22 protein-coding genes are annotated in these 25676 nt (G+C 45.9%); 1 reads left to right on the forward strand and 21 read right to left on the reverse strand.

Features of this window, described 5'->3' with window-relative positions; translation table 11 throughout:
* Nucleotides 1-673: 673 nt before the first annotated feature.
* The 5 genes from rsmA to K8S19_12995 all read right to left on the reverse strand — a co-directional run bounded on the left by rsmA (nt 674) and on the right by K8S19_12995 (nt 6096).
* Nucleotides 674-1498, reverse strand: a complete 825-nt coding sequence (gene rsmA, locus K8S19_12975) for a 16S rRNA (adenine(1518)-N(6)/adenine(1519)-N(6))-dimethyltransferase RsmA (protein MCD4814589.1) — start codon at nt 1496-1498, stop codon at nt 674-676.
* Complete coding sequence (gene pdxA, locus K8S19_12980) at nt 1495-2508, reverse strand: 4-hydroxythreonine-4-phosphate dehydrogenase PdxA (protein MCD4814590.1); 1014 nt, start codon at nt 2506-2508, stop codon at nt 1495-1497. The genes rsmA and pdxA overlap by 4 nt, the downstream gene beginning before the upstream one ends.
* 8 nt (nt 2509-2516) lie before the next feature.
* Entirely contained in the window at nt 2517-3371 is an 855-nt protein-coding gene (locus K8S19_12985) for a DUF1848 domain-containing protein (protein ID MCD4814591.1), read from the reverse strand.
* A 4-nt stretch (nt 3372-3375) separates the two neighbouring features.
* Nucleotides 3376-4338, reverse strand: coding sequence for a 6-phosphofructokinase (locus tag K8S19_12990; GenBank protein ID MCD4814592.1), 963 nt, complete (start codon nt 4336-4338; stop codon nt 3376-3378).
* A gap of 321 nt (nt 4339-4659) precedes the next feature.
* On the reverse strand, nt 4660-6096 hold the full coding sequence (locus K8S19_12995; protein ID MCD4814593.1) for a PorV/PorQ family protein: 1437 nt from the start codon (nt 6094-6096) through the stop codon (nt 4660-4662).
* A 237-nt stretch (nt 6097-6333) separates the two neighbouring features.
* On the opposite strand from K8S19_12995, the gene K8S19_13000 reads away from it, so the two are divergent.
* Nucleotides 6334-6576: a hypothetical protein gene (locus K8S19_13000; GenBank protein ID MCD4814594.1), complete on the forward strand. Its 243-nt coding sequence runs from the start codon at nt 6334-6336 to the stop codon at nt 6574-6576.
* On the opposite strand, the gene K8S19_13005 is transcribed toward K8S19_13000, so the two are convergent.
* From K8S19_13005 to nuoH, 16 genes are all read right to left on the reverse strand, one after another.
* A complete protein-coding gene (locus tag K8S19_13005) occupies nt 6573-9083 on the reverse strand; it encodes a hypothetical protein (protein ID MCD4814595.1) in 2511 nt (836 codons plus the stop codon). The two genes, K8S19_13000 and K8S19_13005, sit on opposite strands and share 4 nt — an antisense overlap.
* 6 nt (nt 9084-9089) lie before the next feature.
* Nucleotides 9090-10409, reverse strand: a complete 1320-nt coding sequence (locus K8S19_13010) for a tetratricopeptide repeat protein (protein MCD4814596.1) — start codon at nt 10407-10409, stop codon at nt 9090-9092.
* 5 nt (nt 10410-10414) lie between these two features.
* Entirely contained in the window at nt 10415-10768 is a 354-nt protein-coding gene (locus tag K8S19_13015) for a DUF192 domain-containing protein (GenBank protein ID MCD4814597.1), read from the reverse strand.
* Nucleotides 10769-10779: 11 nt separating this feature from the next.
* Nucleotides 10780-13188 (reverse strand): DNA internalization-related competence protein ComEC/Rec2, encoded by a 2409-nt coding sequence (locus tag K8S19_13020; protein ID MCD4814598.1) that lies wholly within the window; start codon nt 13186-13188, stop codon nt 10780-10782.
* 438 nt (nt 13189-13626) lie between these two features.
* Nucleotides 13627-13938 (reverse strand): STAS-like domain-containing protein, encoded by a 312-nt coding sequence (locus K8S19_13025; protein MCD4814599.1) that lies wholly within the window; start codon nt 13936-13938, stop codon nt 13627-13629.
* Nucleotides 13935-14894, reverse strand: a complete 960-nt coding sequence (locus K8S19_13030) for an ATP-binding protein (GenBank protein ID MCD4814600.1) — start codon at nt 14892-14894, stop codon at nt 13935-13937. The genes K8S19_13025 and K8S19_13030 overlap by 4 nt, the downstream gene beginning before the upstream one ends.
* A gap of 204 nt (nt 14895-15098) precedes the next feature.
* On the reverse strand, nt 15099-16067 hold the full coding sequence (locus K8S19_13035) for a hypothetical protein (protein ID MCD4814601.1): 969 nt from the start codon (nt 16065-16067) through the stop codon (nt 15099-15101).
* Nucleotides 16068-16078: 11 nt separating this feature from the next.
* Nucleotides 16079-16444, reverse strand: coding sequence for an STAS domain-containing protein (locus tag K8S19_13040; protein MCD4814602.1), 366 nt, complete (start codon nt 16442-16444; stop codon nt 16079-16081).
* A gap of 27 nt (nt 16445-16471) precedes the next feature.
* Nucleotides 16472-17995 (reverse strand): SpoIIE family protein phosphatase, encoded by a 1524-nt coding sequence (locus tag K8S19_13045; protein ID MCD4814603.1) that lies wholly within the window; start codon nt 17993-17995, stop codon nt 16472-16474.
* 324 nt (nt 17996-18319) lie between these two features.
* A complete protein-coding gene (locus K8S19_13050; GenBank protein ID MCD4814604.1) occupies nt 18320-19741 on the reverse strand; it encodes an NADH-quinone oxidoreductase subunit N in 1422 nt (473 codons plus the stop codon).
* Nucleotides 19738-21207, reverse strand: a complete 1470-nt coding sequence (locus K8S19_13055; GenBank protein ID MCD4814605.1) for an NADH-quinone oxidoreductase subunit M — start codon at nt 21205-21207, stop codon at nt 19738-19740. The genes K8S19_13050 and K8S19_13055 overlap by 4 nt, the downstream gene beginning before the upstream one ends.
* Before the next feature lie 215 nt (nt 21208-21422).
* Entirely contained in the window at nt 21423-23291 is a 1869-nt protein-coding gene (gene nuoL, locus K8S19_13060) for an NADH-quinone oxidoreductase subunit L (GenBank protein MCD4814606.1), read from the reverse strand.
* A gap of 21 nt (nt 23292-23312) precedes the next feature.
* Complete coding sequence (gene nuoK / locus K8S19_13065; GenBank protein MCD4814607.1) at nt 23313-23621, reverse strand: NADH-quinone oxidoreductase subunit NuoK; 309 nt, start codon at nt 23619-23621, stop codon at nt 23313-23315.
* Nucleotides 23621-24082 carry an NADH-quinone oxidoreductase subunit J gene (locus tag K8S19_13070; protein MCD4814608.1) on the reverse strand — a complete coding sequence of 154 codons (462 nt, stop codon included), beginning with the start codon at nt 24080-24082 and terminating at the stop codon, nt 23621-23623. The genes nuoK and K8S19_13070 overlap by 1 nt, the downstream gene beginning before the upstream one ends.
* 73 nt (nt 24083-24155) lie before the next feature.
* A complete protein-coding gene (locus tag K8S19_13075; GenBank protein ID MCD4814609.1) occupies nt 24156-24629 on the reverse strand; it encodes an NADH-quinone oxidoreductase subunit I in 474 nt (157 codons plus the stop codon).
* Nucleotides 24630-24680: 51 nt separating this feature from the next.
* A complete protein-coding gene (gene nuoH / locus K8S19_13080; protein ID MCD4814610.1) occupies nt 24681-25619 on the reverse strand; it encodes an NADH-quinone oxidoreductase subunit NuoH in 939 nt (312 codons plus the stop codon).
* Nucleotides 25620-25676: the final 57 nt, after the last annotated feature.

Below are 25676 nucleotides of genomic sequence, written 5' to 3' on the forward strand. Positions count from 1 at the left end.
ATAATTTGTGCGAAATTTTTTCCCAGGCATTTTTTTTACAAAGATAATTTTTCTTCCTCTCCCACAATCAATTATTTTCTTTATTTACAGCGATTTTATTCCCCGCATACGTTTTTTAAAGAATACTTTATTCTACCCCGCAACCCGTGTCCACCCATGTTTCTAAAAAAAATACACACATCAAGAATAAAAATTTTTTTGTGGTCTTACTTTTTTTTATCGCTTGGCAACTTTAAAAATTAAGTCTTATTTTATACAAAATTCATTCCATTGCATTCAGCCGACAGAATTTTCGTATACGGTTACAAGGCACGAAAGGTCGTCACCCATTCCTTGCAAGCACCAGTGTTTATGAAATTGGCACGATTATTATTATCTGATAATTATACTTTTTGGAATAATGCTGGTTTTTTGACTTTTTCTGTTTTTTCGACCAATACTTACTGTGCTCGAATTCCCAGCCGGTGATGACTGTAAAATTCTGCCATCTGACACAAAAATTTATTTAATAGTTGATGGCGTTTCATCCCAAATTCCATCTATCCGGATGGATACTTGAAGGACGAGACTTCAGTTGGTCACCCACGCGCTTGCCCGGCGGACTTTTACCCGGCACCCGGCATTTGCCGGGTGCCGGGTGCCGGATCAGAGCAGAAAAATTGAACCTCTTTTTTTATTCGGACGGTGTTCGAGAATGATCGAGAGCTTGGTAGAGTGATGCCAATTCAAAAATGGACAGCGTTTCAGGACGACGCTGTGAATCTATCCGGGCGCATTGTAATCCTTCTTCCCATTTTGTCAGCTCCGGAACATTCTTCAACCCCTGAAGACAGTTGCGCAGAGTTTTTCTGCGATGCGTGAACATGGCATGTACGAGATAAAAAAACGCATCCGGATCGGAAAGCGCTACCAAAGGTTGGGACCGCTTGACAATTTTCACAAGTGCGGAGCTTACCCGCGGAGGCGGATTAAACGCGCTGGGCGGAACCTTGATTATATATTTAGGTTCACCGTAATACTGAACAGCAATGCTATAGGATGAATATTCTTTGGTCCCTGGCTGGGCGCACATCCGGCGTGCCACCTCATCTTGTACCATCACCACCATCTCATCACAACCTTTGTCTGCTGCCATGGCATAAATCACCATCTGCGATGCTAAATAATAGGGTAGGTTGGCAATAAGCTTGATTCTGGGATATCCCTTTTGGCGTATCTCCTCGGAAAGTGCTGTCCAATCAATCTGGCGTGCATCTTGTAGATGGATGCTGAGGTTATCAAAATGCCCGAACTTTTCATGCAGCCGATTTGCCAACCGCTCATCCAATTCTATCGCAGTTACAAAAGAAGATTTCTTCAATAATGCCTTGGTTAATATCCCTTTTCCCGGTCCAACTTCAATAATACCGTCATCCGGCATAATTTCTGCCGCTTGAAGTGCCTTAGCAATATATCGTGTTTCTTTTAAAAAATGCTGTCCAAGTTTTGGTCTTTTCACGATTTTACCTTTCCTGATGCAACCACCATCTGACTTGCTGTCAAAATTGCTGCGATCATAGACCCCGGATCGGCTTTCCCTTTTCCCGCCAAATCAAATGCAGTACCATGATCCGGCGAGGTCCGGATAATCGGTATGCCCGCAGTAACATTCACACCGGTATGTAATGCCAATAATTTAAAGGGAATCAAACCCTGATCATGATACATACACATAATTAAATCATACTGACCTTGCAGCGCAGACACAAAAAGCGTATCAGAAGGAAACGGACCCAAATAGCGTCCCTTTCTTCGTTGGTTTAATTCCTGCATTGCAGGTTTAATTTCTTTTTCCTCTTCCTGCCCAAGCATCCCTTTCTCACCGGCGTGAGGATTTATTCCGGCAATTGCAATCCGCGGATTTCTAATTCCAAAATATTTTTTAAGTGTCTCTTCGGCCGTTATTCCTGTCCGGATAACAAGTTCCTTTTTTATCATTTTTACTGCTTTTTGGAGGGGATGATGAATAGTCGCTAAAACAATCCGAAACGGCCCATTCACAAACATCATAGAATAGTCCTTGGTTTTAGTTGTTTTTGCCAGTACCTCAGTGTGTCCCGTATAGGGAACCCCTATTTCACCCCATGCTTGCTTGCAAATGGGTGCTGTTACAATTGCATCTACTTTTTTATCCAAAGCCAACTGTATTGCACTTTTAACAGCATCATAGGATGCCTGACCGGTTATTTTTGACCATTTCCCCAGCTTGATTATTCCTTTTAGGGTATCTATTTCCAGCATGTTTAAATGATTCGGCTTGTAGGCGCTTGTAATTATATTATTTATAATATTTAAGGGTATTTCTATCTTTTGTCTTTTCAGAGCACTTTCAAAAACCCTTCTGCTCCCCAAAACAATTATCTGAACCTTTTTTTTAATCTCTTTATTCTGAATTGCTTTCAGGATCACTTCCGGACCGATCCCTGCCGGATCACCCATCGTCACGCCGAGCAATGGTTTCCTCATCATTTCACCCTCTATTCTTTTTTTAGCCCAGGATTTGCATAACAGTACATACAACCATCCGGACAAGCTAAATCATAAGATCCAATATCAATGGATTTGCTACAGCAGCAATTTTTTCTCTGTCCTGTATCTTTTGCATGCGATGCCCTCAATTTTGTTGGATGCAATTGAGTTAAATAATGACCATCAACACATTTACCATTTGTTACTCTATTTGGAATATCTATATCTAAACAACAGCCCTCAATTATTAGGCCTATTTCTCTGGCTATTTTATATAGATATTCTATAACCACTCGTTGTCGGCTTCTTCTTAATGAATAGTGATGAACTCTATACTTTTTCGCCCGATAAACAGCCTTCTGATACCAATGACATATAGAAATGGTTACTTTCTTTATTCCTGCCTGTTTGGCGGCCATTGCAATCTCTTTAAAATAATGAACATTAGATTCAATTTTTGATTTCTCTCGCCAAAATAAAATTGGATCAAATCGCCAATTCACCCTTGCCGGATTCTTTGAAATCTCCGCCAGTTGCTCAAACTGAGAAAGAGCCGCTTGATAGGGAAAAATTCCAGGCTCAATACGTGTTCCACCTAATCCTGTAACTGTAAAATGAAAGTAAATCTGATGAAATCGCTTAACCTGATCAAGCAGGCCAGCGCGATTATTGATTAAATTGGAGAAATCCTTTGACCAAAGAACCAATGTATGGACTTCTTCCGGATGTATCTTGACCTGTCGGGTTTTTCCATTATAGGGATTCTTGACAGGTGCATATCCCTGCCGGATCCATTGTGCCAGGTGATCCGGAAAAACACGCGTCAAATCAGTCCGGCGTGATGCTGAAATAATCGGGAGCATACACTTATTGTGCCATCTGGTGTGCCAGTATGTACACTGTACGGTCGATCCGCTTAATTTTTTTTGCCACTTCGGTAAGTGCTGTTCTTTTCAGCTGCCCGTTTCGAATCCCGGCCAGATGGGCATGATATCCCGCCATAATATTTTTTATGGCAAAATTTCCCAGCTTGGCAGCCAAGAGCCGGCTATGGGCTGTGGGGGTGCCACCGCGCTGGATATAACCAAGTACCGAGAGTCGTACACGCAGTTTAGTGTACTTGCGAATGCTCTGGGAGATTTTACCCGCATCACCCGCGCCTTCCGCCATAACAATAATTGAGGAAAATTTCCCCCGCTGATGTCCCCGGGTAAGTGACCTGCATATTTTTTCAAGATCATATTTTATCTCCGGAACCAAAACCGCTTCTGCGCCGCAGGCCAAACCCACCTCCTGGGCAATAAAGCCATTGTGCCGCCCCATGACTTCAATAATAAAAATCCGTTCATGCGATGTTGCTGTATCGCGGATTTTATCAATTCCCTCCACCGCAGTATTGACTGCGGTATCAAAACCGACGGTATCATCGGTTCCATAGACATCATTATCAATCGAAGCCGGAACCACCGCCACCGGAAGTTTGATTTCTTTTTGAATGACATTGGCAGCTGCCGAACTCCCGTTGCCGCCAATGACCACCAAACCATCCAATGAAATATCACGAATATTTTTATAGGCCCTTTCCCGGTATGTCTTCTGCCTAAATTCAGGACAGCGAACTGTTCTGAGGATGGTCCCGCCCCGGTTGATAATGCCGCCCACACTGCGTGAATGCAGGGGTGCAAATTCACCCTCAATCAATCCCCAGTAACCGCGAAAAATACCGGTAACATGGAGCTTGCGGTCGGTTGCGCTGCGTACCACCGAACGAATGGCGGCGTTCATTCCCGGAGCATCACCTCCTGAAGTCAATACACCAATATGCTTAATTTTTTTCATGCGCCCCCCTCAATACTGCGTATGTCCGGTTCCCGCGTTTCAGCGGATGTATTTAACTACAAAAGCTCTCGCGTGTGGCCAAGCCCGGAGGAATCATTTCCAGTATTGGAATCAAATATATAATTTTTCCATTCCCTATAAACCAAGCTGTAATCACTTATTGTTTAAAAGTTTTTTTGTTTCCAATACTGGAAATGATTCCTCCGGGCTTGCTAACCTGCTGTCTTAAATAATTTTCACGGTCAAAGACGCCGGACTTCCGTGCTATGATAAATCATATTCTATGAAATCACCAGGATATTTCCGGCAGGATTACTCGATATCTAGAACAACAAATTCCACCCGGCGATTTTTCTGACGCCCGGCACGCGTTGCATTGTCTGCGACCGGCCGGGCCTCGCCATACCCAACCGCAAGCAAATTTTCCTCAAAAAGACCTTGTTGCTCAACCAGATACACTTTGACAGCATCTGTACGTTTTTGGGAAAGGGTTAAATTAGAGTTCTTGGCACCCTGAGAATCAGTATGCCCTTCAATGCGAATTCGCACCTCCGGAAATTTTGCCATCTCGGCAGCAATTTCATTCAGGGTATCGAGTGATGCCGCTGTCAGGGTGGATGATCCACTGGTGAATTGAATTTGCTGAAACTGACCCAATTCAATTTTACGAATGATTGTCTTGATTTTGGCTGCCAGTGCTTTTTTTCTAACCTGTGGTTTTGGTGTCGGTATTGGCGTAGGTGCTGCGGTCGGGGTTGGCATAGGTGTCGGTGTTATCACCGGGGCAAATACATAGGAAAGGGATATCCGGTGGGTTGATCCAAGAAAACCATAAGGAACAAAGGCATAATCCACCTTTAAATTATTATATAAAATGCCGATACCGGCGGATAAGCCTGCTGCCGCATTGGTCCCAAAATCAATATAAAGCGCATCATTATCAATTTTTTCCTGATAACCATAGCCTACCCGAATCGCGATAATTTTCTCAAAAGTATATTCTGCACCCAGGGATATTTCTCCTGCTTGTTCCAATAGCTGATTATAATCCATGGAAAGCAGCAAGGCATCCATCGGCCGATACGCGACACCCGCTTTAATATTAATCGGAAGCCTAAAATATTCTTCCGCAACACTACTGGCAGGCCCTAAATTCTGGACCACCATGCCGAGCGTAATTCCCTGCCAGGGAAAATGGTATAAAAAGCCTATATCCAGCGCCCACCCGAAACTGGCCGCCGCATCAATGGTCTCAGAAAACAGCTTTAAACCTGCGCCCAAATACATGCTCTCATTAAACGGGATACCATAGCCTGCTGTAAAACCGACATCTGCCGTAGAAAAGGTGCCCCGATCAGGATCGTCCGGTGTATCTCCTTCATCCGACCGCAGCAGCGTTCCGCCATTTAAATAAATGAGTGAAATACCGGCAACACCAAAATCCAGCGGAATCTCTCCTGCAATATGATCGTAAAAAATATCTTCAAACCAGAAAACGTGCATGGCGGTAACTTCGGGGTACTTTAATTGACCCAATCCGGCAGGGTTCCAGTAAATGGAGGTAACATCATCCGAGACAGCTGCATACGACTCTCCCATCGCCACCGCACGCGGACTCACTCCGATTTTATAAAACGTTGCAGCAGTGGTACCCTCGCCCGAGATGGCTTGAGAGGCTTGTGGGAGTAGTAGTAAAACAGCAACCATAACTAAGGTAAAATATTTATTTTCCACAAAAATTTGCTCCATAAAAACTATCTTAACATCGCACCTACACTGCGTCAATCACTGTCCGTTTGAACAGCCTTCCCGGCACCCAAACATCCTCCTGACTAAAAAAATACTTTGCTCACATCAATCGCTCAATGCCATCCATTGTCCAACCTGAATCACCCGATACCTTGCTTTAAGAACAACTTGACATATTCCATATATTGTTATTAAATCGTATCCAATTACAATATATTGTGTTTTTAGGATAAAATTATGTTCAAATCACTTAGCAACACACAATTGATGGTTATGTTTTTGGGATCAAAAAAATTATTAAAAACCCATTCCAAAAGCAATCTTCCCCGCTTGATGGCGACGCTTTCAGCTGAATTGCTTGATAGAAATTTTATAGCGTTCAAAGGATGGTATGATTTCAGTCGGTGGGAAAACTATCATCAATTCACCATGAAGCCGTATCAAAATCATGCTCTTACCACTTCATTTTCCCAAAATTAATTCTGTTTTACCGGTGTTCCAAACTTCTTGTCCAAGTATGATCCCATGGTCGCCACTTCATAAACCGGACAGGGGTGTGCTATGCCTTTGAGCATTACCGGATCTTGGTTAAGACGTAAAACAATCTTTTTCTTTAATTTATCATCAAAATATGCGAAGAATCCCTGTTTTTGATGCTCACATGTCTCGTCATCAAACGATTCCATATTTGCTTCTTGCTCTAACTGTGAAAACAAATCCTGAGTAATGACAATCCCGCGATTATAGAGCTTTTTATCCCATGTATACGCATTAAAAGGAAAGGGCTGAGAAAAATGTGTATCAATATACTTGCGTACCAGGTCTGAAGATCCGGAAAGCCGGGCAGCCTGAGTTAATTGCGGTGAAATAACAATCGGGATCTTTTCAATTGTCGTATCTTTTTCGTCGCCCACCAATGCCAGAAACAACTCTCCATTGGTTAATGCGACTCCCACATCCACCCGCGGCATGGAATACGCTGCTGCAACCTTGGCCAGCATTTTTTTCATATCCGCTTCACTGATTTTCTCCTGCTCAAGGGCTGCCAGCTCATTTAAAAACTCCCGGACCTTGGCAGGAACTTTTGCTGATGCCATCTCAGCAAGCCCCTGTTTGATTTTCGATGACTTCCGAAAATCAAACCCCAGTCCGGCTGTCTGTTGATAGATATCCTTGGCTTCGCGGAGATGTTCCGCGCTGGATACTTTCCGCAATTTATAAAACTGTGCTGTGATGGTGTAGGCTGCCCGAATCGCTTCAACGCCTTTATTATAATAGGCCGCATAACCATCCCCGGCAAAATAAATTCTTTGCCCGTTGCACTTGAGCGCTGAAGAATTGACCGCATTAAGATACGGGGTTAAAAACGAGGCTGTATCCTTGGTTAATTTCATCGTCGTTTCGGTTGAATTACGCAAATCAGCAAAAAGAAATACGACCCGGTTCCTGCGCTGCTGCGCATGTGGATAGATATCCCCTTGCGCCTGGCAAAAGAAAAGATTGCCTTCTGCATAGTTATTTTCAATTTCAGCCCGCCTTTTTTCCCAAACCGGCTCAAGTGCCAACCGTTCCCAATTAGGACTGGTCTGGCTGCGATAAACCATTTCCCAACTGCGCCAAATACGTATCCCCTGCCAACTGACCGCACGGTTACTGTCCCTGCCGTATTGCCTGCGCACAAGCTGAAAATCCTCTGTATGGCAAAGTACTTCTGAACAGCGCATAGCACTATCTTGAAATTCCTGCAGAAGGTCCTTTTTTACGAGCCTGCCAAACAATTGTTTTTTGCTTTTTTTAATAAATCTTAAATTTTCCTTGATCTGATCGCGAATGCCATCGGTCTGACGTGAGCGTTTGACTTTCAATATTTTAAAAAAACGCCTTTGAACGGCAGGTTTGTTGTATATTTCCTCTAATTGCCTTTCATTGGAAATATATGAAAAAATATCTGCCGGATCCGGGCATGTCCGGATATATTCCCGCAACGTTGTTCGCAGCAGCCGGTGTGCATTTTCAAAAACCAGTTTGTGACGAAGTTCCCGCTGACGACGCAGTGAGGACACCAGGCGGTTACGGTCTCTGCTTTGGGCTAAAATCATTTTTAGTGACCGGAATTCGGCAAAATTTCGGCGCAAGTGCGTGATGCTGTACTGTTTGCTCTTTCCCATCCCCTCTTTAAAAAGCGTGATCAACTGGGTCCGCAAGGCATGAGAAATCTGATACGGATTAGGACCGGCGAGTATTTCCTCGACCATCCCGGCATCGGCAATATCAATAAAACTCAGGACAAAGGGATTCAAAACCCGCAGACAACCTTCATCCGGCAGCGCCTCACCCAACTCCTGTTTACGAATACGTCCCAGCCCCTCACTTTCTTCAACATTGCGAAAGGCCAGCGACAGACACCTCCCAATTGTAAAACGGGCCAGCGTGGCTAATTTCCCAAGTTGATCCACCTGTTTATCAAAGTATTCAGAGATCATTTCCGCGATCAAGGTGGTCATCGCCAAAGAGGTATAATAATTTAATCGAAAAATACCCGTAATTCGCTCCTGCTTGAGGGCATTCACACGAATATTCCAATATGCTTTGGTCAAAGCGACCACGTCTTCATGGACCCACTTCTGAAAATTATCCAAACTGAGAAAGGGCGTCTCACACCATTGGTCAAAATAAATGTCCACCAGCTCAGCATGCCAATTCTTAAAAACCAGCACCTCACCGCCGGCTTTATCGGAAAACGTATCCTCCCGGTTGGTCTGCCAATCGGAAAAATTCATTTTTTGGGGAGCCGAACGGTTCTGAATAATTTCAATTAATTTGTTGATCGTATAAAAGATAAGCGTCTCAAAATCATTGTCTGATGCTTTGCCGGGTGGAAAGGCAATTTGTTGAAAACGCATTTTGCCCCCATAATTAATCTCTGAAGGTTTATGCTCAAAATAAAAATAATTGGCCCGTTCCGGCAGGTCCTTGCGAATGCGCATCGGCTGTTAATCCATTTCCTTTTTAATTTTCTCAATATTGGCCCGGGCCTTTTGGTGGTCGGGATCCAATTCCAGCGTTTCCTCCCACAAAATAAAAGCTTTGTTCAATTCCCCTCGCTGATACGCTGCCAACCCATCCTGGTAGGTTATTTGCGCCTGCTGTTTGTTTTGCTCAACCGCACCGGCCTTTTCCTTTTTCGCGCGTATAAACCACTCCTGATATTCTTTGTCATTCGGATCTTGGGCAACCGCTTGTTCCCATAGCGTGATCGCCTGGTCCAAACGCCCCTGCCGGTAATGAACCACACCTTGGTTGAATTTTTTTTCAGCCTGTGTTTTTTGCGTTGCCGCCTGCGTCCCCTGTTGACGCGCCGCCAGGGCCTGCTTTTTCCCTTGGCGTGCGCGCAGATGCTTCGAAAAAACACCCAGCACACGCTGATAGGCTGCAAGCGCACTGGTATATTTCCCGGATTTATACGCCTTTTTAGCTTTCCTGATTTCTTGTTCCGACCATTTTTCCAGTTGCATCTGCGAACGCTTCACCCCGGCGAGTGCCGCCGTATGGCTGCTGTCAAGCGCGACGACTTTTCCCCAAAGACGATTTGCCGCCAACCAGGATTTTTTTTCCTCCGCTGCTTTTGCATCCCTGACCAGTTGTCCCACCGTCTGAACGTTTAACACGCGCTGTACTTCCTGATGGGTTCGCTCGAGATACTTTTTCACTTGCGGTTGATCGGCATTGAGATTTCCTGCCTCGCTCAATTTGGTAAAAGCACTTTCCCAGTCTTCTTTCCGAAAATGATGCATCCCCTGTTCGTATAAGTCCTCGGTCATCAAATCAAAAGAGCGCTCCAGATCCTTGCGATAGGTCTCATCCTCCAACCGTGCCATCCCCTGGCGCGCACCTTGGTTGACCGGATCCAAGCTCAACACATGCCGCCAGGTTACTTCGGCATCTTTGAGCCGGCTGTTTCTATAGTAACTCTCGGCTTTTTTTAACTCACTATTAATTTTTTCCTGCTTGCCCTTGGAATTATTTTCCACCGAATCAACCTGACTGTCCCAATGCTTCCCGCTCTCGACTGCCTGAATGCGTTTCTGTAATGATTTCCGATCAGGGGCCAGGTCCAGCGCAGCCTGCCATTCGCGGATGGCATCTTTGGATCGTCCCCGGTCATAATACTGATTTCCCAGTTGTTCGTGTTTCACAGCAATCTTTTGTCTCGGCGTTATAAACTGCTTGGGAGCGTGAGAACAAGCGGTCACGAGCAGAACCAACAGAATACCGCTTAGTCCACGGTAGAAAAAATTTGGTTGTCTGTGCAAATTTGTCACCATCCATTTCCATGTATTTGAAGCAGCTGATCTCCCGGGGCACACAAACCTCCCGGCTTGTTCGATAAGGGTAATTCCAAAACACCCCGGCAGTGCCATAACCACGGCCCTGTTTTCCCCGGATGTAAAATTTGTACCTTCAATACAATTCCTGCCCGGCTGATATACAGTGCACGAATCGGAAACCGCATGCCCCACGTATGGATACCCCGGCATGATTTAATATAGAGACCCTGCTCCGGCAAAACCAGGGCCTGAAACATCCAGCCGCTCAGTCGTCGCCAAAAAGAAGCGGCGACTTGTACCTGCGTCGCCAAAATGCATTGCCGGCTCTGATTAACAATCTGCATGCCTGATTCTATCAGATTTCCTCTCCCCCTGCAATCGGTTGCAGTTTATCATGTTCCCAGCGCCCGGCACGCCAAGCGTGTGATCCATCTTGCATAAAAATCACTTCAACCGCCCCTTGTGCGCGTGTATCCAGCACCTGCTGCGAACAAAGTCGCAGGGTCTGCATGAGGTGGTCATCCGGAAATCCGAATGGATTTTTATTCCCCGGCATAACCACTGAAAAAATCGGCTGCAAACGAGTTAAAAGTCCCACATCATTGGCCTGCGCATCCCCGTGATGCGAGACTTTATAAACCTGCACCGGTTCCCCAATGACCAACTGCCGCTGCACCCATGCCGGCGCATCCCCTGTAAAGAGCATGCCGATCCCCTCACACTTGAGTAAGATGGCCAGACTCTGTGCATTATTTTGTGCTGTCATCCCTCGGGGCGGCCAGAGTCCTTTGAGGATTATTCGGGGATGAAGCCGTATCGTATCGCCGCGCTGCATTTGAATAACCCGGGATTTTTTCCAATCAATCATAGCTTCAATAGCTTCAATAGCTTGATTGTCATTGTTCTTGGTAAACCTGCCACCGCCATAGATGAGTGTATGAACCTTAAAAAAAGTTAAACAAGCTTTCAATCCCCCGGCATGGTCACTATCGGCATGGGACAGAATGACAGCATCAAGGTGATTGATTCCCTTATGCGCCAGCACTGGTTTGATACGCCAGAAAAAATCCGGCTCTGTTCCCAAGTCAATTAAAATTTTCTTTCCTGAGCGGGTTTCAATCAATGTTGATTCGCCAATCGCAAGTGATAAAAATGTCACTTTAAAGGATTCCTCCATTGGGGGAGGTAAACCGTGGATAAGTGCTCCCCATGCAATTGCAGCGATACACAGCATCATTTTTATATATTTATAAAACCGATCCTCTTTTTCCTCATTCAATTTTCTATTTTCAATATAAAAATAACTAAAAAATAGAAAATAGTAACCAAAAATCCATGAAAGCGGCATTCTTGGACAAAAAACACGACTCCACGGTAGATAGTTCACTCCCTTTGCAATTGCTTCGAGACCAACAACGCCCAGCGATGCAATAAATCCGATTGACTTTCCAATTAGTGGAAGGCTGCTAAATACACCTGAAAGAAATCCAAAGATAACAGTTACTCCAATTAGCGGAACTGCAAGCAAATTTGAAAAAATTGCCCAGGGGGTTAATTGATAAAAATGAAAAAGCACAATTGGAAGCGTTCCCAGCAGTGTTACACCTGACACACGGAGCGACCCTAGAATATACTTTGAAACAAAACTTTTTCTTGGTGGTTTTTCACATGATTTTAATAAAGAACAGCAAATGCTTATCGTCGCAATCACCGACAGCTGAAATCCTGCATCATAAGCAGCACATGGATAGGAAATCAAGAGCACTAGAACAGCAAATGCAATACCCGATGCCATACTACCTTTTTTAAAAAAAAATGAAGCTGTAGTTACTCCCGCGAGCATAACGAAAGAACGCAAAATCGGAACTTTTATTCCTGTTATCAAAACCAACATTGCGACAACTGATAGCCCTATCAGCAGTCCAGCACTTCGCTTTCCCCCTGCAAACGAGACAATAAACAAAACCGTGACATAAACAATTCCTACATGCAATCCTGAAATAGCAATCAGGTGGGCCAAACCGGATACTGTAAGCATTTCCCTTTTCCAAGTATCATAGCCGCTCCGGTTGCCAGTGGTCACTGCCAGAATAAACGGCACCGCTTTTTGAGGCACTGATTCCCGGATACCATCTTCAAGTGCATAGCGAAGTGTCCCGACAAATCTCCAAAGCATCCGTATTGGAGAAAACCTGCTGCTTTCCCGGGATTCCAAGTGCCCCGTGATCCGCATGGTGATTCCCTGTCTGTGCAGAAATGATTTATAATCAAATTCTCCCGGATTCATCGGTGGATCAACCCGCGTCAAACTTCCCTTGAGCATGACCGGCTGTTCCGGGTAGAACCTCTGTCTATTTGCTGAAGCCGCAAACTGGATTTTTCCGGCAACTGGATAATTTTGATTTTTATAAGTTGCCTGACTGCACCGGATCACACCTTTCCATCTGCCCTGGCGGGCATCATAAACCGGAAAACCTTTGAGCACACCTGAAATACAAATATCTCTGCGCGGCCCGAAAGCATCAATGGTGCTTTCCCAATGCAGGGTGATACCGGCCCGCGCCCAAAAAACCAGAAAAACACCCAGCAGCAAAATCCAAATACCCATCCGCTTTTTTCTAAAAAAAAATCCCCCCGGCAAAACCAACAGTGCCAGGGTAAGCACTGCTCTGGGAAATTCCGGGGATATCCGGCATCCGGCATAACTTCCCAGACAAGCGGCAGCGGCTAATAAAATTAGAGGATGTTGGATAAATGATGACATACACTATTGGACTTAATTTTGCGGAATTTATTCTTTTTTTCTTACGATAAATAGCGATAAATGTTATTCGGAGGCTAAAAAAAATGCATGGAATTTCCTTCATTTCAGTCTAACTAAATAGACCACGATGAAAGGATTAATTTCATGCCTTATTACTTAATCTCGCATAGCAATAAAATATTATTTGAAAACATCGGGGAGCTCTTTCTCCGGCTTGATTCAGGGGGAGTGCTCCTCCTAAAGTAGCTTTTCTACAAAAAAATTGTCAGGGAAAAAAGAAGACAATGTACGGCTGATTTAGCAACGGATGCTTCGCGTGATAGGCACAGGCAATCAAATGATGTTTATTCTTTGGCGGGTATCCCGTCTTGCAAGGTGACGAATGCAATCCGGTTTTTCTTGGGTGCGGCAACCACCAGGAACCCGTCTTGGGAATCCTCAATCATCGCCGGATTCAATTCCCATTCCCTCCTGCATATACTCAACAACTATTTCAATCATTTTTTGAACTTTGATGTTACAGGATTTGAACTCCATACGGTCAAGAACATTAACGCCATATTTTCTTAAAATATCACTGAGGAGTGCGTGAATAAACGACTGAGTTGCCGCATCCACTCCCTTAAAATCAAACACGATTTTTTCATTTCGCTTCAATGCCGGGATAACTTCATTCATTCTGATATCTCTGGCAATATCCTTGTTTTCGGAAAAAGCGCCCGCCCGATCAATCACAGAAATTTTTTTCATGTAAATTTCGGACTCCTGTATCTCGCTTTTCTTCTCTCTTTAATGGCATCTGTGTATACCTTGCGTATCGCATCCAATAAATTGGAAAATTCTTCCGTTTGATCAAGGTTAATATCTATTCCAACAATGACTCCCGGCCAAAATGGAAGCTGCTCGTCTGTGGAGTGTCTGTCTTTTAATGAATCAGCGTTTAAACGCAACCGCGATGTTGGCGACCTTCTCAGTAATTTGTAAATGGCATTCCCGCTATAAATAATAAAAAAATTGCGGTTTACCCATGCAATGGACTTGATAAAAAATAATCCGGCACCTGCATTTTGCTCGCTTCCGCCTTCCCTGCGGGTTACGCCGGTAATCCCCGGCCAAAGAGCCAATTGGATCGCTTCCAAATCCGTATTTGCGGAATAAGACTGGTTAATTGCGGTTTTAATACCAACACCGGTATCGGCAATGCCAATCCGAATGGTATTGCTTTTCTTGTAGTACTGCGCGCATAAAAAAGCGCCATCCTTTGAGGCTGCGTGTTCTATCACATTACGCACCAGCTCGCTAATAATATAACCAATGGTTTGAGATTGCTCAGGCTCAAGGTGTAATAACGGAATCATTTCTGTAATCAATCTTGTAAGGTCCGTAGATGTATGAATCTGTGTTAATGGGATAAATCTTCCAGCCGGCTCGTGCTCTACAATGCTGATATCGGATGGTATATTTAGCATTTTGAAAAGCCCCATACGAACAAGATAATGCTTTGATTTTGCTTCAAGCTTCTCACATTTTATTTTTGGTTTCCTCGAAACACCTAATGCTGCGATCATTGATAAAACAACAGGATGTACAGAGATCCACTTTTCATTCGCTGTAATCTCAAGCCGATTGGGACCTAAGGGATCAAATCCCCGAAAAAATGGATCTATATTTCCTAGAAATGCGCTGTTGGGAATATGTATTTTCATATCAATAAAATACCAGGATTCCAGGGTTTTGTCAACATTACCGGGATTCCCGGCAATAACTATTTTTTATAAAATCCCGGTATCGTCGAAGTTCGACTCAAAACTATTGAGGCTGGCGCGTCAAAATAACTACATTTTAAAATAAAAAAACATCCGATAACCGATGGACATGTCGCACAATAGGCGTAAACAACCAAACAACGTTTAATCTTTGGCAGGTATCCCGTCTTGCAAGGTAACAAATGCAATCCGGTTTTTCTTGGGTGCGGCAACCACCAGGGACCCATCCTTGAGTGCTTTGACCGCTCCGGGATAGAAGCCGACTTTTACCGTCCCGATAATCTTTGCCTGATTAATATCAATCGCCATCAACCGGTAAGAACGTTCACAGGAAACCCAGAGCGTATTTTTGTGAATGGAGAGTGAATTGGGATTTTTGCGCACCTTGATACGGGCAACTTCTTTATTTTTCTCGATATCAATCATCGAGATATCTTGGGAACCAAAATTGGAGACACACGCGGTGTTCCCCGAAATAATAATATCTTTGGGATAAATCCCCACTGGGATATCCATTATTTTTTCCCGTTTTTTCGTATCCACAACCGCAACCGCATTTTCCCCTTTGAGGGTTATATACGCCCGCCGACCGTCACGGGAAAAAGCAATATGCTGGGGATAGCGTCCCAACTGGATCTTCTTCTTTAATTTAATGTATGGTGTCTGCAAAACCGAAACCGCAGAGAGGCCATCACAAATCCAGAGCTCATTCCAACCGGGCCGCATGGCGCCGCCGGACAGAGACATGGCACCGGTACCTAATTTACGCTTCACACGCAAGGGATTCCCGCCCAGAATAACAATCGCATTTTCATGCGCATGCAGGCAATAAATAAATTGGTTGCGCGCATCGCGAATCATACCCGCCGGCCCTTTGCGAACTGTATATTTTTTATCAACTGTTTTGTTTTTCAAGAATACGGCAACAATACTTTCGCTGCCAAAGCAACTCACCAGTATTTTTTCTTTTAGGATATCCTGGATCATGCTGTGAGGTTTCCGGTCGACTGCTACCGTTTCAATGAATACCGGCAAAGAAGGGGTTTTTTCAGCAGCACACCCTGCGACAAACAACAGTGCCACCAATCCGGCCCGGAGGGCTGTTTTTTTCATATTCAATTCCGTCAGCTTTGTTGAAATGCAGCGACCGCTTCTTCTTCAGTCAAGTAAGCGGAAATAAGATTGGAAAATGCGAGCATATTAAAAACATTCCGGACTTCCTGGCTCATGGCCACCAATTTAATATCTCCCTTTTGTTCACGGGTCTTCTGTAAAAGGCTGATGAACAGACCCCAACCGGCAGATGAAACATAGGTGACTTCAATCAGATTGATGATCAATTTATATTGATCATCACGCAAGAGGGCCGATAGATGCTCGTCCAAAATAAGCGTTGTCCCGGTATCCACAACCCCTGCAACATCTACAATCGTGACACCCTGCTCTTCTTTTTTTCTAACGTCTATGGTAATGGAACCGTCTCTGCGCATGAATGAAACTCCCCTTCTTTGGTGGTATTACTCAACTTTCATGGTGACAACGGCAATATCATCGCTCTGATCGACATCGCCGCAAAATTGGTTTAACTCCCGATCTAAGACAGCAATCATTTCATCAGCCCGACTCTCCCCTGCATTCGCTTGCAAAGATTCGGTCAATCTTTCAATGCCAAATTCTTCACCGCTCCCATTCATTGCCTCTGTCACGCCATCTGTATAAAAAATGACCACGTCCCCCTTTTGCAGGGCACATTTTTTTTCCTGTACTAATTTATCAAATACTCCGGTTCCGTCAACACCTAAAGGGAGGCACGACGGATTCATATTCAATTCCAGGCATTCCGCCTTTTTCTTCCGGTAGACCAAAACCGGGTTGTGGCCTGCCGAAGTATAAACCATGGTCCGTTTACTTACATCGATGATCGCATAAAACATCGTAATAAACAAGCCACGGCTGAAGTCATTGATAAGAACCCGATTCAATGCCTTGAGCACCTGTCCCGGCGAGAGCTGTGCGGGGGCGATACTTTTTAAAATACTGCGCGCCACGCTCATCAACAATCCGGCCGGCACACCCTTCCCGCACACATCCGCCACAACAACCCCAAGATGCTCAGGATCGATTTGAAAAAAATCATAATAATCACCGCCCACTTCTTTGGCGCTGCGATAAAGCGATCCAAAAGAATAACCTTCAATTTCAGGCAAATGCTTGGGCAGCAGCATTTGCTGAATCTGTTGGGCCACCTGGAGTTCTTTTTTAATCCGCTCCTGCTCCAATGCCTGCTCGGTGGCAACTCTCAATTCCTCGGTCATCAAATTAAATGTTTCCGCCAACTGGCCCAACTCATTGCGGCGTACCGGCGGAATACGGTAATCCAGGTTACCACGACCAATCGCTTCAGCACCGCGCATCAATTCAGAAACCGGCCGAAGCATAATGGTCACAATAATAATGGAGCCCACCAAACCGGCCAACATAAAAAATACGACCAACCCGACCGCGCTTTGCCAGGCCGCTGAGACAACCTTGCTGATCGTCGAGCAGGATATCCCCAGATGAATCTCGCCAATCTTCGCTTTGCCCTCGAGGATAAGCGGCATGCCGATATCAATGACCCATCCCTCTTCCGGATGAAGCCAGTTCGCAATCTTGGGTTCGGGACGGTCAAGCGGATAAAACCCTTTCGGTCTTTGATAGGCTTTTCCGATTTCATCTGATTTTCCCGATGCAATCACCCGGCCATCCCGGTCAATAATCGCTGCATAAATAATATCTGCATCTTTCATCACATCAGCAACCAAGGTTGCCAGGGTTAATTTGTCATCGGTTAAAAAAGGATCTACACTGTGGGTGGCAACATACTGCGTCAAGGCAATACCCCGGCGCGTGACTTCCCTGGTCAAGGCTTTGCTTTCCGCCTGTAATAAAAACCATGCAATCGTTCCTGAGGTAATCAAAAGCAGCAAAATAACCCAGATGGAAAATTCCAGCTTAATACTGGTCTTTTTTTTGAGTAGACCTTTCCGGTTCTCCGTCAATCCGACGTCCTCCGTTATGAAAGGATATTATGCGGGGGCATTGACCGGTGCTCCGGTTTTTCCCGCAATCAGTGCAGTAAGCCAGTTCGGGTGCACAAGGTACAAATACCTGGGTTTGTTCTGTACGCTGCCGTGAAAACGAGTGTTGCTTCTTCATACTTTTTCGCCTCCCCGGCCTATTCATCCGGGATTGGCTAAAATCAATCCATAAATGAATTGAACATGATTATACAATATTTTCCAATAATTGCAATTGAGGAAAGATCCGCCCCGGCTTGTTTTATCCTGCCGGCGCGAACACAATGGGCGTCGGCCCGTTGATCTTTATAAAACAAATGCCGCAGCGATACGTGCCATCTCAACAAACGGTCCCGGATAGATGCCCAGAAGCAAAATACCGATGACTGTCACTGCCAGCACAATTGCCAAAGGCGCGGGGACTTCCCATGGACCGGCGGCATTTGCAGCCGGCGGCGTTATATAAACCGCACGCACGACGCGCAAATAATAATAGAGTGACAGTGCTGAATTGAGCACTGCCAACACCACCAGCCAAACAAAGCCTTGACCATACACTGCTGCAAAAAGATAAAATTTAGCTGTAAAACCTGCCAGGGGAGGTATCCCCGCCAGGGATAGAAGCGCCAGCATCATAATCAGCCCCAGCTGCGGCGACACTTGCGCCAACCCATTGAAGGCGGAAATATCACAAGATCCAGTGTGACGCTCAACTGCGATCACCACTGCAAACACCGCTAAATTGGTAAACAAATAGGCTGCCAGATAATACAGCATTGAAGAAATTCCCATCACCTCAAAGGCGACCAATCCCATGATCAAATAGCCTGCTTGCGCAATTGCCGAATAGGCCAACATGCGCTTAATATTTTTTTGCGGAATCGCAGCAAAATTTCCCAACAACATGGTTGCCGCTGATAAAACCGCCAAAAAACTTCCCCATGTCTCCTGAACAGCTGAAAAAGCACCTGCCAAAATCCGGACCGCCAAAATCAGCCCGGCAGTCTTACCGGCAACCGACATAAACATGGTCACCGGTGTGGGTGCGCCCTCATAGGCATCCGGCACCCACATATGAAACGGCACCAGTCCGATTTTAAATCCCAGTCCAGCCAGCATAAGCAGCAGGCCTGTCAAAACAACCGGAGAATCAAAACACGCTGCGACGGTCTCTCGCAACACATCCAATGTGGTTGCGCCGGTGATGGCATAGACCAATGAAAACCCAAAAATAAAAACTGCCGAACCCAGCGCCGCCAGAATTAAATATTTCAGCCCACCTTCCGCTGACCGGGCATCCTGAGGGCAATAGGCTGTCAGCAAGACCAGAGGAAATGTCGCCAATTCAAGCCCAACATACAATAAGACCAGCTCCGTGCCTGATGCCAAAAAGAGCATGCCCAAGGTGGAAGCCAGCAATAATACAAAAAATTCACCCAGCGGTCTTTTCCAAACCAGGTCAAAATCCCAGGCACATAAAATCACCAGGGCGGCGGTTCCCAAAATAATCGCTTTTATGTACCGGCCGATGCCGTCCAAAACAAAAGCCTGCTGAAAACCACCCAAAGGCGCCCACCATAAACTTGCCAGCGCCAACACTGTCCCGAGCAATGCCGTCACGGACAGCCACTTACGCTGACCTGATTTCACCATCAGATCTAAAACCAAGAGAACCGCCATGGTGATTGCAATAATTATTTCAGGTTGAAGATGGTACCAGTTCATCATTGAACAGCTCCCAACAGCGCATGAATCGGCTCAATACTCAAATTAATAAATTGAATCAATACTTTCGGGTAAATCCCCACCGCGAGCAACACCAACATTAAAATACTCAGACAAAGTTTTTCAATAAAATTAGCATCCGAAATGATTGCAAAGGCGGTTTTTTCAGGTCCAAAAAATATTTTCTGGACAACCCGCAACACATAAATGGCCGTAAATAAAATACCGGTTACTGCAATAACAGTTAAGATGGGTCTTACTTGAAACGCGCCCAGAAAAACCAGCAACTCAGCGACAAATCCGGAAAATCCGGGCAACCCGAGGGAAACCAACCCGCCGACAGTAAATGCCATGGCTAAAAAAGGCATTTTTTTTGCCAATCCGCCCATCTCGGGAATAATTCGCGTATGGGTCCTGCCATAAACCATCCCCACCAGGGCGAAGAAAAGACCGGTCATAATGCCGTGGGAAAACATCTGCAAAACCGCACCATTTAAAGCAATGGGATGAAGTGTGCAAATACCCAGCAAAACAATCCCCATGTGCGAGACCGACGAATAGGCAATCACATATTTAAGATCGGTTTGGGCCATAGCCACCATGGCACCGTAAACAATATTAACCAAGGTAAACAGCGCCAAATAGGGTGCCCAAAAACTCGCCCCAATGGGCAGCAATTCAATCCCAATACGGATAATACCAAAAGCCCCCAGCTTCATCAGAACGCCGGCATGCAGCATGGAAACCGCTGTTGGTGCCGAAGCATGTCCGTCCGGCGACCAAGTATGAAAAGGCCAAAATCCTGCCAGTATTCCGAAACCCAAAAACAGGACCGGGAAAACTATTTTTTGAAACCCGGGTGTAAACATTTTTTGAGCAATTATCTCAAGATGAAAATTCTGAACAGCGCCGCTAAAATACAGCGCAAGGATTCCCACCAGCATCAGTGCGCTCCCCAGCATCAAATAAAGCGTCAGCTTCATGGCGGAGTACTCTTTTTTTCCGGTCCCCCAAATGCCGATCAACAGATACATCGGCAATACTGCGATCTCGTAAAAAAGGAAGAAAAGAAACAAATCACGGGAAATAAACACGCCGAACACGCCGGTGACCAATACCAACAGAAATGCAAAAAATTCCTGAGGCCGGTTGTCGACTTCCCAGGATGCCAAAACACCGGTAAAAATAATAATCGCAGTTAAAATGACCATGACAAGTCCCATGCCGTCTACTGCCAGGGCATATTGAATCCCGATGGAAGGAATCAATGGCATGGTCACCGCAAGCTGATAACCGCCGGCAGCACCATCAAAACGCATCACCAATAGGGTTGTCAGTATCACCGCCAGCACGGTTCCGGCCAGCGCTGCCCAACGGGGCCAGGTCGTGCGTTCACGCGGCAAAAACATGATCACCAGCGCCGTCACCAGCGGTGTGGCCAAAATACTTGATAACAACATGAAAAACACTCCTTATCGTGCTAGTGCGAACACGATGGACGTAAGTCCATCGATGAAGCAAGTAAAAATATCGCCGAAGGTGGAGCACCGAATATGGTTTTTAACTACTCGGTGCGACATCCTGCCATGCTCTAGGCAGGGCGAACATCTCTCGACAAAAATACCACGGACAGCCTGCCCGGCGTATGCCGGGTAAATCCGTGAATTTTTATAGAATGGTACCTTTACAGCAAAAACGCCATGACATCGTCATTGGCAATCAGCAAGGTAACGATCATCACAATCAATCCGACAAAAAACGCCAGCAAATAGGCATGCAGTCGTCCTACTTGCAACCGGCGCATACCTTCGCCGCCAACCCGGCAGAGCCAGGCTAAACCATCCACCGCGCCGTCAATAATGTGCCGGTCAAACCAAGCCAGCCCTTCCGAAAGGGCAAACAGCACATAGCGGACAAAAAAAGCATATAGTTCATCAATATAATATTTGTTGCCAATCAACCGGTGCCAAAAAGAAAATCGCCGCTCCAAAAGTGCAGCTGACACCGCTTTTTGCGCATAAACAATATAGGCCCAACCAAAACCAAGGACCGCAGCTAAAAAAGCAAACATGGGAATCAAACGGTTATGATGGCTCGCTGTTTCTTGAACAGCCCCAAAGGCATGCGCGATAAAACGACTAAAGCTGTTGTGGAAAAATCCCAAACCAATAGAAAGCAATGCCAAAAAAATAAGCGGTACTGTCATATTGGGGGGGGATTCATGTCCGCGATGCCCATGCGACGGTTGACCGGCAAAAACAATAAAAAACATCCGGAAAATATAGAAACTGGTCAACAACGCAGTCACCAGACCAATCACCAACAAATCCATGCGCCCGGCATCAAACGCGGCAAACAAAATAGCGTCCTTGCTAAAAAAACCGGAAAAAGGAAAAACACCTGCCAATGCCAATGAAGCAACCAACATGGTTGTCCCGGTAATTCCCATCCGCCGCAGCAAACCACCCATCTCCCAGATATTATTGGTATGCACTGCATGAATGATCGATCCGGCGCCTAAAAAAAGCAGTGCTTTGAATGCCGCATGGGTCATCAAATGAAACAAGCCGGCACTGTAACCGCCGCACCCCAGGGCCATCATCATATACCCCAGTTGTGAAATCGTGGAAAATGCCAAAATACGTTTGATGTCATTTTGTACACAGCCGATGCTGGCGGAAAAAATCGCGGTAAAGCCTCCCACATAAGCGATCACCAGCATCGCTGTTTCAGACGCCTGAAAAACCGGATAGACCCGCGCCACAAAAAAAACACCGGCCGCCACCATCGTTGCTGCATGAATCAACGCAGAAACCGGTGTCGGACCTTCCATGGCATCCGGCAGCCAAACATGCAGAGGAAATTGTGCACTCTTGCCGGCCGCGCCTGCAAAAATAAGCAATGCCAGCAGGGTTGCCATGCCACCGCTTAACTTCCCCGCTGTTGCCGCCTGACCGATTTCAATAACATTAAAGGTATTCAGCAGAAATCCCAGCAGCAATATTGCGATTAAAAATCCCAAATCACCAAACCGGGTCACAATAAACGCTTTTTTTCCGGCATTGGCAGCTTCGGGTTTCTGATACCAAAACCCGATCAATAAATAAGAGGAAAGACCCACCAATTCCCAGAACATATAAATCATAACCAGATTGTTGGCCATAACCAGCCCGATCATGGAAAAGGTGAACAGCGATATATAGGAAAAATAGCGGGGTTTGTCCGGGTCCTCCGCCATATATCCCAGGGAATATATCTGCACCATCAAGGAAATAAATGTAACCAGCACCAGCATCAAAACTGAAAGCGGATCAATCAACATGCCGGCTTCCAAAGCCAGCTTGCCGGCTGATTCAACCCAGGGAACAGTGACCTGATTAACACCGGGATTGACAATCAGCCTGGTCAATAGTTTAAGCGAAATAATCAGTGCAAAAAACACGGCACCCGCAGTGATGCTCCCGGCAATTTTACTTGCCCGCCTGCCTAACAATGCTACCAGCGCAGCAGCCGCCAATGGCAGCACGGGAATAATCCAGGCATGGTCAATCATGCAAAACTCCTCATTTTCAGCTCATCCCTTTAAAAGCGTTAATTGGTCAAGATCCACATTTTTTTGCCTGCGATAGATTGCAATGACCAGGGCCAATCCCACTGCGGCTTCAGCCGCCGAAACGGTAATAATAAAAATAGCAAAAATCTGGCCGCCGGCATGTCCCAAAAAATAGGTTGCAGCAGTAAAATTCAAAGCCACTGCCAACATAATCAATTCGATTGCGAGTAAAAGCGCGATGGCATTCCTCCGGGTAAAAACACCATAAAGGCTGATGCCGAACAAAACAATTGAAACAATCAGATAGTGAATCATACTCAATCCTTCCATCATTGCGCCTCCTTGCCCCGGGCAATCACAATGGCGCCCACCAGTGCCGCCAACAACAGCACGGAGACCAATTCAAACGGCAATACATACTCGGTAAGTAATAAGCGGCCGATCTGTTGTACGGATACCGTATGGGCGGCCGAAACCGGCGCAATCGGTTGTACTAATACCACCCCGATTAATATGCCTGTCAGGGCGGCTGCAACCCCGGCACCAAGAATTTTGAGTTCATTGCTGGGCGGCAGTGTGGGCTTTTTAAACTGCCCGGTCAGCATCACAGCAAAAACACCGATCACCACTACAGCACCCACGTAAACCAAAATCACGACAAACGCTAAAAATTCGGCGGATAACGTCAGCATCAAACCGGCAACTGCCAGCGAGGCAACTGCCAAAGCCAATACCGCATACAACAAATTACGGCTGGTCACGGTCACCACCGCAGCAATGATGGCGATCATACTAAGAATATAAAAACCGATCGTAGCTAGTGTCATGCCGGACAAACTCCTTTTCTCTTCAACACGGTTGCGGTCAATCCTGCTTGCCGGGTAATCCGCCCCGCCATTTTTCATTAAACTCAATTGATTCATTCTGCAAATGCAGTGTCAACGCGGTTTTATCCGTCACCGCCAGTTCATGCTCATGTGACATACGCAGTGCATCAAACGGACAGACCTCCACGCATATCCCGCAAAATGTACACCGGTCCAGATGAAGTAAATAATCCTCCGCCTCTTTCTTGCCTGCGGCATTGGTCCGGCCGGTAATTTCAATGGACCCGTTGGGACAACTACGCTGACAAATCATGCAGGCGGTACAACGATTTTTTCCAGTTTCCGGATCACGCGGCAAAACAAGCCGGCCCCGGGTACGATCGGGCCATATCAAACGTTCCTCCGGATACTGAATTGTACAGGGCTTGGAAAAAAGTTGGCGCAGCGTTATCGCCAATCCTTTGACCAAGCTTATAACAACATCCCAGGGTTCTTTGAAAAATCGTTTCATTTCATCCTTTTCACTGCAGGGGCGGGGTTATCCCGCCCTACTATAAAATAATCATAATAAAATCAATATCAATCCGGTTATCAAAATATTAATAAATGCCAGCGGCGTCAACACTTTCCAGCATAAAGCCATAAGCTGATCGGTCCGCAGCCGTGGATACGTCCAGCGAAACCAAAAAAACAAAAATAAAATTGCGCCGGTTTTCAAAAGAAACCAGCACCATCCCGGCAGCAGGGGTCCGCGCCAACCGCCGAAAAACAGGGTTGCACCGAGCGCGCTCAGTACAAACATATTGACGTACTCTGCTAAAAAAAAATACGCAAACCGGATACCACCGTACTCGGTATGAAACCCTGCTGTCAGCTCCGATTCCGCCTCAGGGATATCAAATGGATTCCGGTTGGTCTCGGCCACTGCGGCAATCAGAAAAATAATAAATCCCAGCGGCTGGAAAACGATATACCATATCGACTGCGCCTCAACCAGCTTATACAAATCCAGCGTCTGCCCCAACATGACCACACCCAAGACGGAGAGGACCAACGGAATTTCATAACTAATCATCTGTGCTGCCGAGCGCATACCGCCTAAAAGCGAATATTTATTTCCCGAGCTCCAGCCGGCCATCAAAATGCCGATCACACCGGGCGTCCCGATGGCAAGAATATAAAGCAAGCCGACATTCAGGCTCACCGGCACTAAATTTTTATTCAGCGGTATTGCAATCAACGCAAGAAATCCCGCCACAAAAACGACATAGGGTGCGGCGCGATACAACGGCCGGTCCGCTTGGGTCGGAATCTCGCTCTCTTTGAGCATCAGTTTTATGGTATCTGCGATTACCTGTAAAATACCATGCCAGCCGACACGCATGGGACCAATCCGGGCCTGCATATGCGCGGCAATTTTCCGTTCACCGTATACCAACACCATTACAGCCAGTGCGCAAAACCCGAACAACCCGAACATCACCAACACGGTACCTGTCATATCCGCCGCCCAAACCGGCAAACCGGCCCACGCCGCCAAGGTGCGCAATCCCGCCCC

The sequence above is a fragment of the bacterium genome (genome assembly GCA_021108215.1).
In the GTDB taxonomy this organism is placed as follows: Bacteria; Oederibacteriota; JAAXVQ01; order JAAXVQ01; family JAUVAV01; genus JAIORK01.